At 40.0% G+C, this 13,388-nt stretch carries 11 protein-coding genes and 3 tRNA genes; 6 read left to right on the forward strand and 8 right to left on the reverse strand.

All coding sequences use genetic code 11. The features are described 5' to 3' along the window. Positions 1 to 72: 72 nt before the first annotated feature. Together ACWQ4X_RS06700 and ACWQ4X_RS06705 are read left to right on the forward strand one after the other, a co-directional pair. A complete protein-coding gene (locus ACWQ4X_RS06700) occupies positions 73 to 633 on the forward strand; it encodes a TetR/AcrR family transcriptional regulator (RefSeq protein WP_457903167.1) in 561 nt (186 codons plus the stop codon). A gap of 77 nt (positions 634 to 710) precedes the next feature. Next, positions 711 to 1,424: a glutamine amidotransferase gene (locus tag ACWQ4X_RS06705; RefSeq protein ID WP_457903168.1), complete on the forward strand. Its 714-nt coding sequence runs from the start codon at positions 711 to 713 to the stop codon at positions 1,422 to 1,424. Positions 1,425 to 1,529: 105 nt separating this feature from the next. On the opposite strand, the gene ACWQ4X_RS06710 is transcribed toward ACWQ4X_RS06705, so the two are convergent. Beyond that, on the reverse strand, positions 1,530 to 2,114 hold the full coding sequence (locus tag ACWQ4X_RS06710) for a YceI family protein (RefSeq protein ID WP_100242380.1): 585 nt from the start codon (positions 2,112 to 2,114) through the stop codon (positions 1,530 to 1,532). Between the two features lie 357 nt (positions 2,115 to 2,471). Next, positions 2,472 to 4,460: a transketolase gene (gene tkt, locus ACWQ4X_RS06715; RefSeq protein ID WP_457903169.1), complete on the reverse strand. Its 1,989-nt coding sequence runs from the start codon at positions 4,458 to 4,460 to the stop codon at positions 2,472 to 2,474. 893 nt (positions 4,461 to 5,353) lie between these two features. Here tkt and ACWQ4X_RS06720 point away from each other — a divergent pair. The 3 genes from ACWQ4X_RS06720 to ACWQ4X_RS06730 all read left to right on the forward strand — a co-directional run bounded on the left by ACWQ4X_RS06720 (position 5,354) and on the right by ACWQ4X_RS06730 (position 8,161). Beyond that, positions 5,354 to 5,866 carry a hypothetical protein gene (locus tag ACWQ4X_RS06720; RefSeq protein WP_457903170.1) on the forward strand — a complete coding sequence of 171 codons (513 nt, stop codon included), beginning with the start codon at positions 5,354 to 5,356 and terminating at the stop codon, positions 5,864 to 5,866. A gap of 574 nt (positions 5,867 to 6,440) precedes the next feature. Beyond that, positions 6,441 to 7,607 carry a methionine adenosyltransferase gene (gene metK / locus ACWQ4X_RS06725; RefSeq protein WP_100242377.1) on the forward strand — a complete coding sequence of 389 codons (1,167 nt, stop codon included), beginning with the start codon at positions 6,441 to 6,443 and terminating at the stop codon, positions 7,605 to 7,607. A gap of 350 nt (positions 7,608 to 7,957) precedes the next feature. Continuing rightward, positions 7,958 to 8,161, forward strand: a complete 204-nt coding sequence (locus ACWQ4X_RS06730) for a hypothetical protein (RefSeq protein WP_100242376.1) — start codon at positions 7,958 to 7,960, stop codon at positions 8,159 to 8,161. A 312-nt stretch (positions 8,162 to 8,473) separates the two neighbouring features. Here ACWQ4X_RS06730 and ACWQ4X_RS06735 read toward each other — a convergent pair. The 5 genes from ACWQ4X_RS06735 to ACWQ4X_RS06755 all read right to left on the reverse strand — a co-directional run bounded on the left by ACWQ4X_RS06735 (position 8,474) and on the right by ACWQ4X_RS06755 (position 11,210). Then, positions 8,474 to 8,558: transfer RNA gene (locus tag ACWQ4X_RS06735), tRNA-Leu, on the reverse strand. A 29-nt stretch (positions 8,559 to 8,587) separates the two neighbouring features. Next, a tRNA-Trp gene (locus ACWQ4X_RS06740) sits at positions 8,588 to 8,661 on the reverse strand. A gap of 31 nt (positions 8,662 to 8,692) precedes the next feature. Next, positions 8,693 to 8,777, reverse strand: a tRNA-Leu gene (locus ACWQ4X_RS06745). 107 nt (positions 8,778 to 8,884) lie between these two features. After that, entirely contained in the window at positions 8,885 to 9,793 is a 909-nt protein-coding gene (locus ACWQ4X_RS06750) for a serine/threonine protein kinase (RefSeq protein WP_457903171.1), read from the reverse strand. Further along, positions 9,699 to 11,210: a DUF3336 domain-containing protein gene (locus ACWQ4X_RS06755; RefSeq protein ID WP_457903172.1), complete on the reverse strand. Its 1,512-nt coding sequence runs from the start codon at positions 11,208 to 11,210 to the stop codon at positions 9,699 to 9,701. The genes ACWQ4X_RS06750 and ACWQ4X_RS06755 overlap by 95 nt, the downstream gene beginning before the upstream one ends. Positions 11,211 to 11,391: 181 nt before the next feature. Between ACWQ4X_RS06755 and ACWQ4X_RS06760 the strand changes: the two genes are divergently transcribed. After that, on the forward strand, positions 11,392 to 12,264 hold the full coding sequence (locus tag ACWQ4X_RS06760) for an ATP-binding protein (RefSeq protein WP_457903173.1): 873 nt from the start codon (positions 11,392 to 11,394) through the stop codon (positions 12,262 to 12,264). A gap of 310 nt (positions 12,265 to 12,574) precedes the next feature. Here ACWQ4X_RS06760 and ACWQ4X_RS06765 read toward each other — a convergent pair whose 3' ends face one another. Continuing rightward, positions 12,575 to 12,925, reverse strand: coding sequence for a GNAT family N-acetyltransferase (locus ACWQ4X_RS06765; RefSeq protein ID WP_457903174.1), 351 nt, complete (start codon positions 12,923 to 12,925; stop codon positions 12,575 to 12,577). Positions 12,926 to 13,388 lie beyond the last annotated feature (463 nt).

A 13,388-nucleotide genomic window follows, 5' to 3' on the forward strand; every position in this document is an offset into this window, starting at 1 on the left:
TAACGATCGTTACCATAACGAATACTATGTTATAATTTTCAAATCGTCAAACCTCATTCATGAGTCCTCGTTATGCGATACAAGCCAGGCTACAAACAAGAAAAACGCAAAGAACTACTTCAGATTAGTGGTCAACTCGCCAAACAACAAGGCTTTGCTGCGACTGGTGTTGATGGCTTTATGAAAGCGGCTGGCGTGACCAGTGGTGCCTTTTATTCGCATTTTTCTTCTAAACATGAACTGTTAAAAGCACTGGTAGAAGCTGAACTGCAACAGAGTTTGGCCATGTGGCAAGAAAATCCGCATGATGATCCTGCGGACTGGATTGAGTTTGAGTTGAATCGTTATTTAAATCTGTCTCATGTTCAGCATGCCGACCGGGGCTGTATATTACCTGCACTTGCCAGTGAAGTTGCCCGCTCAGAAGACGATGTCAAACAGCTTTATCAGCAAGAGTTATTACGGGGTCATGCACTTTTTACTCAGCATTTAGGCTGTGAAATCAAAGCATGGGGCGTACTTTGCCAACTGGTAGGTGCAATAACCCTCGCACGCGGTATGACTGATGAAAATATACAAAAACAAGTGATTGAGGCTAGCAAGGTATTTTTGAAGGCAAGTCTGACGGTTTAACTTTAATTACTTACGAAGCGTTATAATTTTGGTATATATTCAAAACTATTTCGTTTATTCATCACAATTTAAAGCGTATGAAAACAACAGCTCCCGATTTCCCTGAAACGATTTATGCCATTCAGCATCTTGCTTTTGAAGACCTTGGTGCATTAGAAGATACTTTCTATCAACTGGGCTTTCGTGTGCGTTACGTAGAGGCAGGAGTTGATGATTTACGTAAAGCACTTGAACATGAAGGGCTCACGGTCATTTTAGGCGGTCCAATTGGAGTCTATGAAACGGCAGACTACCCATTTCTTACCCAAGAGATTGAACTGCTCAAGCAGCGACTCGCGCGTAATTTACCCACGCTCGGGATTTGTTTAGGCGCACAATTGATTGCGCATGCGCTCGGTGCCAAAGTCTATGCTGGCGCACAAAAAGAAATAGGCTGGAGCAGTTTGGAGATTAAACCTGTCGCCCAGAACCCGCTTGCATCACTTCAGGAGACTCCAGTTTTACACTGGCACGGCGATACCTTCGATTTACCTGAACAGGCTGAACTTTTGGCAAGCTCTGACCTTTACCCACATCAAGCATTTAAGCTGGGTAACAACATTTTGGCATTACAATTTCATATTGAGGTTGCCGCAGATGCAATGGAAAAATGGTTGATTGGGCATACCAGTGAACTCCGCCACGCCAAGATTGATATTCCTAGCCTACGTGCAGATAACCAACGCTTTGCACCAACCTTAGAACAACATTCCCCGCAAGTCTTACAGTTTTTCATGCAACATATTGAATAAGAACGCTTAATCTGATCGATCCGCTATATTTCTCCAAAAGTAACGGATATAAAAAATGCACTCCCAATGAGTGCCTTTTACTTTCCCGAAGAAATCGTGGGGAGATTATTTCTTCGCAGGAACTGATGCTTCAGTCGTAATATTGACTGTAATCTTGTCACCTACATTCGGTACATAAGCACCAACACCAAATGCTGAACGGTCAAAAGAAGTCGTCGCATTGAAGCCAATTGACTGAAGTTTAGTCATCGGATGCTCACCCTGCTTGTTCATCACCGCATCAAGCACAACAGGTTTAGTCACATCTTTAACCGTTAAGTTACCTGTAATTTTATATTGATTATTACCTAAAGATTCTACTTTCGTACTTTTGAAGGTAATGTTTGGATAATTGATGGCATCAAAGAATTCAGCTTTTTTCAAATGCTCATCTAATGCTTTTACATTGGTGTTTAAGCTTGCCAATGGAATTGTCACATTTACTGAAGAATTTGCTGGCTTGTCATTGTCAACATTAATTGTTCCTTGAATATCGCTAAAGTTTGCAGATGGCGTAGAGAAACCAAAGTGACTCCAAGAGAACACAGTTGCCGTGTGTGTTGGATCAATTTGATATGCAACAGGTTTTGCCATAGAGAATGTTGCAACTGAAGCAACGGCCAAACCCAAAGTTAATGTTTTTAAGTTCATGTGATTGTATCTCGTTTCAGAATGATTATTAGTGTATACCTTTGAAATTATAATTCACTGTTATGTATAAGACGATATGTTTCAAATTTAGAACAGTTTAACGAATTAATATGATTCTCAATTTTAGTAGAACGATTGTGACAAATTACACAGTAAATGAATCGCTTGCATGCCAATTCAGCATCTCTCCAATAAAGCTAGAACTATTTACTTTAAGAAATATAAAACCCTAAGGCTTTTAGCAGTGCGATCCATCTCTAATAAAGTTTTATCTGTTCTTATTGTTATGATTTATAAACTTTAAGCGCATAAAAAAACGCCTCATTGTGAGGCGTTTTTTTATTTAGAAATGACCGATTAAGCAGTCAATTCTTTAACCGCATTCACAACCGCTTCAGTCGTAATACCGAAGAATTGGAACAAGTCTTTCGCAGGTGCAGATTCACCATAAGTAGTCATACCGATCACTTTGCCGTCTAGACCAACAAATTTCCACCAGTAATCAACATGCGCAGCTTCTACCGCTACACGTGCACGGATATGAGCAGGTAAAACAGCTTCACGGTACGCAGCATCTTGCTTTATGAACTCTTCAGCACATGGCATAGAAACGACACGCACACCTTCTAATTGCGCGTAAGCTTCCATCGCTAAAGATACTTCAGAACCTGTTGCAATAATAATCGCTTTTAATTCACCTTTTTCTTCAGCCAATACATAACCACCTTTTGCCACGTTCTCAATTTGCGCTTGAGTACGTGTTTGGAATGGCAAGTTTTGACGAGAGAAGATTAACGCCGAAGGACCTTCTTGACGAGACAATGCAGACTTCCAAGAAACGGCAGTTTCAACAGTGTCTGCTGGACGCCATGTATTTAGGTTTGGTGTACCACGTAAAGATGCAATTTGTTCAACTGGTTGGTGCGTTGGACCATCTTCACCTAAACCAATTGAGTCATGCGTATACACATGAATTACGCGTTGTTTCATGAGTGCAGACATGCGCACCGCATTACGTGCATATTCCATAAACATAAGGAATGTTGCAACGTAAGGAATGAAACCACCGTGTAAAGCAACGCCATTCGCCATTGCAGTCATACCGAATTCACGTACGCCATAGTGTACATAGTTACCAGCAGGGTTATCTTGAACACCTTGGCAACCTTTCCAAAGCGTTAAGTTAGAACCCGCCAAGTCAGCAGAACCACCCAATAATTCAGGCAATAATGGACCAAATGCTTGTAAAGTGTTTTGGCTTGCTTTACGCGTTGCAATTGTTTCTGCTTTAGCATTGGTTTCAGCAATGAACGCATCTGCTTGTGCAAGGAATTCAGCTGGTAATTCACCTGAAAGGCGACGTTTTAACTCCGCTGCTTCAGTTGGATATTTAGCTGCATATTGAGCAAACAACGCATCCCAAGCCGCTTCAGATTCAGCACCTTTCGCTTTCGCATCCCAAGCTGCATAAACATCAGCAGGAATTTCAAATGGACCTTCAGTCCAGCCTAATGCTTCACGTGTTAATGCAATTTCATCATTACCAAGTGGTGCACCGTGACAGTCTTCTTTACCTTGCTTGTTAGGCGAACCTAAACCAATAATTGTTTTACAAATAATGATGGTCGGTTTTTGAGTTTCCGCTTTCGCTTCTAAAGTTGCAGCGCGAATCGCATCGTTATCATGACCATCCACGCGAAGCACTTGCCAGCCGTAAGATTTGAAACGTTGTTCTGTATCGTCAGAGAACCAGCCTTCTACTTCACCGTCAATTGAAATGCCGTTGTCGTCATAGTAAGCAATTAACTTACCTAGACCTAAAGTACCTGCAAGTGAACACACTTCGTGTGAAACACCTTCCATTAAACAGCCATCACCCAAGAAACAGTAAGTGAAGTGATCAACAACTGTGAGGTCTTCTTTGTTGAACTGCGCCGCTAAAGTTTTTTCAGCCAATGCAAAGCCTACAGCATTTGCAATACCCTGACCCAATGGACCAGTTGTAGTTTCAATACCAGGTGCATAGCCTAATTCAGGGTGACCTGGAGTTTTTGAATGAAGTTGACGGAATGCTTTTAAATCTTCAATTGAAAGCTCATAACCCGTTAAATGTAACAATGCATACTGAAGCATTGAGCCGTGACCATTCGACAATACAAAACGGTCACGGTTCGCCCATTGTGGATTCGTCGGATTATGGTTTAGGAATTCGCGCCAAACGACGTCTGCAATATCTGCCATCCCCATTGGTGCACCTGGATGTCCTGAGTTGGCTTTTTGCACAGCATCCATAGCCAATACACGAATTGCATTTGCAACACGACGTTCGTTCAAAGGGGTTGTCATAGATCAGAGTCCAATTAAAACAATTTAAAGAAGATGAATATCACATTCAAAACTAGGCACTATTGTCTTAAAAAAAGCGGAGTGGGTAAAGCCTTATACACAATTTTTCCCTACTAATTGCTACTTATGTGGACTTGCAGGCAGGGTTATTTTAAGTTTTGATTTTTAGGGACACGCTTATCTTTCTTGATTAATCATCCAATTCAACACAACATCCATTGTGTCTGACCCGCGAAAAGCTAAATCACTGCTTCCACATCAATATCTTGAATTGAATGCAGTTCAATACATAGCTACAAAATAAAATTTTAAACCATGTTTTAATGAGCGTTTCAATAAGCATCAATTCAAGTGCAGGCAATCACTAGGTTTGAATAAAATCACTCGCGTAAAGTGCTACATAATCCAAAATCCCTAATCGTAAGCGCAAGTAATCCAGCATCTTTTCATCATTTTAGGATCAAAATGTTTTTAGCAATTTGCAGTTTGATGAATTCATCAACAACCTGATTCTGTAGTATATTTCCATTAAGTATAAAAAATGACACTCTCATCCCGCATGAGAATCAATAAATAGCCCGATAACGATATAACACTAGAGGTTTTTATGAGATTAACTCCCCTTTATGCCATCGCCATATTCATGTTCGCAGGCAGTGTGATGGCAGCAGAAGCAACCACTAAATAGCAATACTGAAAAACTAGCGGACGACCCCACCAAAGTCACTACCAAACTTGGTGTCTCCTATGCCAACAATTTCGATTTTAATGATGATAATTATTCATTTTCTGGCTCTTATGCCATCGGTCAGGCAAAAAAACTCAATGCTCGTATTAATAGTGATGCCAGCGAATGGCGCATAGGTGGCTCGTGGCTCTTTCCAATTGGTATTGTGAATTTTAACTTTGGTAAAAGCGAATATATCAATGGCGCAAACCAGACCAATTACAGTATTGGTACATTTATGCCCTTAAGCTATTTTGGCTTTGAGCCTGCTGGGATTCAAATATTTCCTACAGCAGGTTATACCTATAATGATGGTGAATCCCCACGCTGTACCAACCCGAATGGTGAGTGTGCTAATTTGTCTGATTTAGCCAGCATGCCGAATGCAGAAAGTGGCTTTAGCATGGTGGAAGTTTCTGGCAGTAGCGGCTATTTAGGTGTTTTTGCTTTAAAACCATTTACCCCAGAGCTCACGATGATGGGCTTTGCCGTGGGTAGCTATGGCTCAGAAAATGATGCAGGTGAAAACCATAAAGGTTACTTTGCTGGTTTAGGTCTGGGTTATTTAGTCCAAAAGCGTCATTCATTCAACGCCATGGCTTTCATGATGGATAACAATACCTATTTAAACAATCCTGATGAACGCTTAATTTTATCGTACACCTATCAGTTTAACTAATTCAAAATACGCTTAAGGATATCGATTCACCAATCTGCATAATCTGACTGATTTGTTGCATCTAACATCTCAGTCATTTTTGTGCCTGATAAACTTCTATCTTTTAGTCATCCTTTGGCTGCATATTGCGAAGGATCTATATGGCTGGTAAAGAATACGAATAACCAATCCTTGAATAGAACTTATACCCCCATTACAGCATTGCAGTAAAAATCCCTTAACCCTAAAGCAGAACTCTGCGCTAACGCCAAACACATTCAAACTGTACTATTTTTAAATATAAATGAAAGATTAAGTTGCTATAACTGAACTTAAGGTTAGTCATTTGACTGGTTTGGAGCAAATAGACCATGATTTGTATCTAAAATAATCGCATCTAATTGTGTAATTTATCTGCTCTAAATATTGAGTATCTTTTTATTTATTCCTTCTTTATCAGTTTTATAGATGGTTATATCAAATAAAAAGTCATTGAATTGAAATAAATTCATCCTTTTTTATACAAGATGAGCTAGTCCTAAAGTCTAACTCGATGTAACATATTGCGTCTTTAAAATTAACTGTGATAGGACTTATGCGCGAGTACGCTGTATTTACTTCGGAATCTGTAAGCGAAGGCCATCCAGATAAAATGGCTGATCAAATCAGTGATGCTATCTTGGATGCAATCTTAAAAGAAGACCCATATGCGCGGGTTGCTTGTGAAACGCTTGTAAAAACGGGTGCTGTCGTACTTGCTGGCGAAATCACAACAACTGCAAATATCGACGTTGAAGCGGTTGTACGCCAAACTGTTAATGGTATTGGCTACCACCACTCTGACTTAGGTTTTGATGGTTCGACTTGTGCCGTGATCAACATGATTGGCAAACAGTCACCTGAAATTGCTCAAGGTGTTGACCGTCAGAAGCCTGAAGATCAAGGTGCGGGTGACCAAGGCTTAATGTTTGGTTATGCAAGCCGTGAAACTGACGTACTTATGCCTGCGCCAATTTCATATGCGCATCGCTTAATGGAAAAGCAAGCTGAATTGCGTCGCAATGGCTCATTACCGTGGTTACGCCCAGATGCAAAAAGCCAAGTGACTTTTGCTTATGAAAATGGCAAACCAGTACGTTTAGATGCTGTTGTATTGTCTACTCAACACGATCCAGAAATCTCACAAGCTAACTTAAAAGAAGCTGTGATTGAAGAAATCGTGAAGAAAATTATTCCTGCTGAAATGTTCCATGCGGACACCAAATTCCACATCAACCCAACAGGTATGTTTGTGATTGGCGGTCCTGTAGGTGACTGTGGTTTAACTGGTCGTAAAATCATTGTAGATACTTACGGCGGTATGGCGCGTCACGGTGGTGGTGCTTTCTCTGGTAAAGATCCATCTAAAGTTGACCGTTCTGCTGCTTATGCTGGTCGTTATGTTGCGAAAAACATTGTTGCTGCTGGCTTGGCAGACAAGTGTGAAATTCAAGTGTCTTATGCAATTGGTGTTGCTGAGCCTACTTCTATTTCTATCAACACTTTCAACACAGGCAAAGTGGCTGATGAATTGATTATCCAATTGGTTCGTGAACACTTTGACTTACGTCCATACGGCATTACTCGTATGCTCGACCTAATTCAACCTATGTACAAGCAAACCGCTGCATATGGTCACTTTGGTCGCCAAGGTTCTGATACTGCATTTACTTGGGAAAAAACAGACAAAGTTGAAGCGCTTAAGTCTTCTGCTGGTCTCTAATCCTTCCTTTGTAAAAAAAGCTCACTTCGGTGAGCTTTTTAATTGCTACTTGAAAATTATTTCTCATAACAAAATATTTCAAGCATGCTAAACCTTGAGAAATAATCAAGTTGCACATCATTGGTGACACGAAATAAGAATTGAAGATAAATCCAATATTTAGCTCAATACAATCACTCAAAAGCACGTCGAACTACTAACCTTCAGCCCCATTCCACAACTCAGAGCGATTTACAGATCAGCATAGAAATTAGGCAAAAAAAAGCATATAAATAAAAAAATAGGTTTTTGCCCTTTAAAAAATTTAGCCTATCCCTATTAAATATTTATATGTTTACAGGAGTTGTCTCGTGAAGAAGGTTGTAAAAGCAAAAAATTTAATCGCATTTCGTATTTGGTTAGAAAAATTAGGTTACTCAGTCAAAACCCTCGCTGATGATCGTGGTTTTACTTTTAGTTTTAAAAAAGAATATGGTTTAGTTACTTGTGATTTAGCAGGTAATTCGTTGGCTATGCAGCTTGGCGAAGAGTTTGAAGATCACTTAAAAGCTTAACAATAAAAGCAATTCAATAGCTTGTACACGTATTCACAGTTCATCGAGTCGCTATTCCTATATTTTTAAGCCCTTCGGGGCTTTTTTTATTGATCAACAAGAAATCCAGTTTTCATCAACATCATCACAAACCTTTAAGCCACAAAGACAGTAACAAATTCAAGCCAACTCCTCATCCTTTTAAAAAGCACAGCAAGATCTTCAAAAGCATCTAGATGATGTTTCATATTGACAGTCATTTTTGAATTTACTTTTCTCTAGACGAAAAAAAACAAGGTGTTAACCTTGCTTTAATCTTCCCAGTTCATTAAGTGGTGGGGGCGAAGAGACTCGAACTCTTACACCTTGCGGCGCTGGAACCTAAATCCAGTGCGTCTACCAATTTCGCCACGCCCCCATACTGGGTTTCACACTAAGTGAAAAATTTGGCAGAGGATCAAGGACTCGAACCTTGACGAACGGTTTTGGAGACCGTCATGCTACCATTACACCAATCCTCTGTTACCTAAACACCATCAACTGATGATTAAGTGGTGGGGGCGAAGAGACTCGAACTCTTACACCTTGCGGCGCTGGAACCTAAATCCAGTGCGTCTACCAATTTCGCCACGCCCCCGATGGCTGTGTATATTATAGAGATCACTCCCCTCTGGCAAGCCCTTTTTATGAAAAAACCTCTTGTTTGATTAAATATAAAACAAAAACCGCGATTATGTACTTTTCTTAAGCAATTTCAGTCACTAAGGCACGTTTTATTGCATAAAAATTGTCAAATCTATGCGCTTTATGCTTTGCTAACATCTTCGACAAAAGCGGTTGAAATACTAAAAATTTCTCAGGAAGCTCAATATTTAGGCGCTGACAATGTAAATATGCCCAATCTGTATAATTTTCTGCCTTTAATCGCTGTCCAGACAGCCATTCATAGAAAATAATACCCAGAGCATAAATATCTGTTGATACTGTTTTGGCTTCGCCATGAAAAAGTTCGGGTGCCATATAACGCGGGGTTGCATTCATTTCAGTTTGTGCAGACTGCCCTATCGACTGTACCTGCTCGAAGTCAATTAACTTTAACTCTCCATCATATTCCACAAAATGTTCTGGTTTTAAATCGGCATGCAACCACCCCGCTTCATTTAAATCATCAAGTACATCTAAAGCACGTAGCAAATGATGCTGAATCATCTGCACAGACCATGACTGTGGGCTAACTGCAAAAAATGGCGTAGCTTCTGGTAGAAGCAACGTATGTGTTAAGGATTGCTCCTGTTCGACTTCTAGCCCTATTTCACCTAAAAACGCCTTAGACACGATTTTAGGGGGCAATGTGATCTTAGATAGCCCTTCAGACCCTAGACATTGCTGATAAAACGCTAATTCGCGCTGAAATCCCATGAGATAACTAGGATGCCCCTGCTGTAACTGTATTTTTAACCAGTATCCTTTTCTTTGACACTCAAATGAATAAAGCCTGCGTCCGTATCGCAGGCTATTCGGTTTGCTTTTAAGGACTAAGCCTTCGATATATTTAAAATCAGGCAGTATGAGCTTGGACATGCGGTTGTGGATGCAATTGCTGATAGTTAAGGAGTTCCAATGCGTGTTGAATGGTTTTACCAATTCGCGCATGAGTTTCAATACTGGAAATTTTCGGCCAGGTTGCACGCTCACCTTCTCGCTGTAACAACTTGAACAGGTGTGGACGCGGGTTTTGTAACATATAACTGTAATGGCGCATGCTATAACTGCCAATAATATTGACATCCCCATAGTAGCGCTGATCGACCACACCATAACCATGATCGAGTAAACGGCGTACTGATGGTATTTTTCCTGCCCGTTCACGAGTGAAATCCATCACCCCTTTGGCAAGAACTTTTCCTTGGCGACGAATAATACGCTCTGGCCAGCTCAACATATCACGTCGGAAACGCGAAATATCATCTTGCATGAATGGCACAATGTGAGGATTGACCTGACTGGCAATGCTGTAGTTCAAATTATATAAGCGTGCCATTTTCTGCTGTGGGAAGTCGCTACGCACGCTACCATCCACCCAACGGGTCGTTGCCATATAAGGTGTATGCTCACCATCGTAACGCTTACTGGTGAGCTTTACAGGCGGAAACAGGATAGGTACCGCACATGACGCAAGCACTGCGCTCCACACCAATAAGTCAGGTGAGGTATAGGTATTCATAATGCGGGCATCTTGCACTGCATCATAAGGGGCGACTGCAACATTGATATACAGTCCTGATTTCTTGAAGGCTTCCTCAAAAGTGTAATTACCTAAATTTTCGACAAGGAAGTTCTTTAAGTATTTAACGTCTGCAACACCACCATTGCCTTTTAATAAATCTCGCAATTTTCGAAAGTGAAAAGCTTCGCTAAAAAAATTCTCACCATTCAATATGCCCGAAACATTGCTAGGCTCCGAGACACCCAACATGGCAGTCATAATCGCACCAGAGCTGGAGCCTGAAAGCACTTTTGGCATCAAATCCTGCTCAAGTAGTGCTTTACATACACCTGTGTGAAAAAGCCCTAAGGTTGCCCCTCCAGAAAACATCAAGGCTGGCTGACCATAAGCCCGTTCACAATGCTTGAAAAAGTCCAGTTTTTCCGCATAGGCAAGACATTCACAGGAATCCGAGGCAATAAACGCTAAACTTGCACTCACCTCTTCCACATAATCTTCAATGATGGTTTTAGTGCCAACCAAAGTTGCTGCAAACAGCATCGGATGTGCAATATTGGCAATATCGTAGGTTAAACCTTCACGTAACAAATACATTAAGTCACGGGTACGGTGCTGATAACGATAGCGCTTGAGTAATTTAAGACGATACGAAATCATTTCCGCATCAAAGTAAGGAGAACAATTGTCATATTTCCACTCTTGCGCCCCTGACTCTTGGTCAATCTTGAGCGCAATACTCTTCCACTCGGCATAGCTTTCCGCTTGCTCTAATTGTCGTTTTAGTTTTTTTATACGATAGGCTTGACACGGATTCATGTCCTGTATGAATTCTTGAAATAACATAGCTTCCCTCAAACACCTGCGCTTAAATACATTAACTTAACTTCTTCATTTTCAATTTTAAAATTTGACTTAAGCGAATTACGATTCGATTAGCAATCATGGTCATAATACTATACAGTCTAAAACCAAGGCTGATGTTGGTCTTATTTGCTACTTTATCGTAATTATAAGCTGAATGACTATGGCAACTATCGAATTACCTGACACCATTTTACAATCCCTCACTCAAGTTCTGGCGCAATTACAACAGACACTCCCGACACTCAAGCAAGAACCTGATTTCTCTGCCCCAGCATTTAAGTGGCAAAACCAGCAACTCATTCCAATTTTTCATCCCAAGAAAATCGAACTGGATGATTTGAAAGGGATTGAACGTCAAAAAGCCAAAGTCATTCAAAACACACTGCAGTTCCTTAAAGGCTTACCTGCCAATGATGTCTTGCTCACAGGTTCACGCGGTACTGGTAAATCTTCCATTGTTCGTGCGCTCTTAAGCCAATACGAAGCACAAGGTCTACGTTTAATTGAGATTGAACGTGATGATTTGTCTGATTTACCCGAAATTCAGAAAATTATTCAAAACCGTCCTGAAAAGTTTATTGTCTATTGTGATGATTTGGCCTTTAACGCGGAAGATGAAAACTACCGCAGCTTAAAAAGTGTGCTAGATGGTTCATTACAGTCTGGCTCAAGTAATTTTGTTATTTATGCCACCAGTAACCGTCGCCACTTGTTACCTGAGTTCATGCATGAAAATACGCCTGTAACGCGAGTCGATGTGCCACAATACACAGAGCTACATCCACAAGAAGCGATTGAAGAAAAGATTTCTCTGTCTGACCGTTTTGGCTTGTGGTTATCTTTCTACCCTATGGATCAAGCGCTTTACTTAGAAATTGTCGAACACTATTTAGCTAAGTCGAATATGCCCATGACCGATGCAGCACGTGGCGAAGCCCTCAGATGGTGTCAGGCACGTGGACAACGTTCAGGGCGTGCAGCCTATCAATTTTCGAAACATTGGGTCGGATCTCAACAATTAAACCAACTTTAGTTTTTTAAAGTTGTTTAGTTGAACAATGTCAAACTTTTATTCGAAAATTCTTTTATAAAAAAAGCTCAATCGGTGAAGATTGGGCTTTTTACAATTATAAATACATGATTTATTTATCAATAAAATTAAAACATCAGATATATTGTGCTAATTTTAGCAAACCTTCAGATGAGCGGTTAAAATACAATGATTCTTATTGAATTAAACATCGCATTTTATAACCACCTGTCCGATCAAATCCATTCTCTTTATAAAATGACACCGTACGATCAAATGCAGGAAGAGAAGGAGTACATAGTTCAATTCGTTTTCAGCTATTTTTTTTAGCATGCTTTTTTATAGACTCCAGAAGTCCATGACCTACTTTTTCTGAGCGATATTCAGGTAACACATAAAATTCTTGTAAAATTCCAAACTTCCCATCAGCATAAAGTGAAAAACTTTCGCATAAAGCCCCGAAGCCAATAATCTTTTCATCATGAAAGGCTGCAATCACTGAATATTTATTTTGTTCTAAAAACTCATTACATAACTTTATGGTTGACGGCAAATCAATATCAAAGCTCGGAATCCCAGTTCTTTGTATAATTTCTTCAGTTAAGCATATTGCGAGTTTAGATATGTCTTCTGCATGTTTTTCGTCGATCCATCTATAGTCCATCGAATCATCCTTTAATCATTAATTAAATTAGTGTTTTAATATACCAAATAGCAACCAAATTCTAGCTCACCAAAATCCATTTAACATAATGGCTTTTCAACAAGATTTTTACTATATCCAAAGATAAGTCATCCCTTTAAATAAAACGATTACTCTCACCTCCACCTTTAAACACGTTTGAAACTTTTAACAGGAAAAATAGAACAAAAAACACGCTAAAATTCATTAAATCCAAATAAATCAACACTTAGCACCCTTAATTTTATCCGCAATTTCTGTGGATAACCCTAGGGGTAAGTGTATTACAACTCTGTAAGCCTTGGCTTACACCAATCTAGGCAGATCTCTGCTATTCAATTCCCCACTAAACTCATATGATGAAGCCATAGAGAACAGGATGTTCCAAAACATAAAACAATAATCATAAGTTCAGCACCAGGACGTGAGGTACGACAGGAGTTAT

This window comes from Acinetobacter sp. NigerLNRRAM0016, from assembly GCF_054112845.1.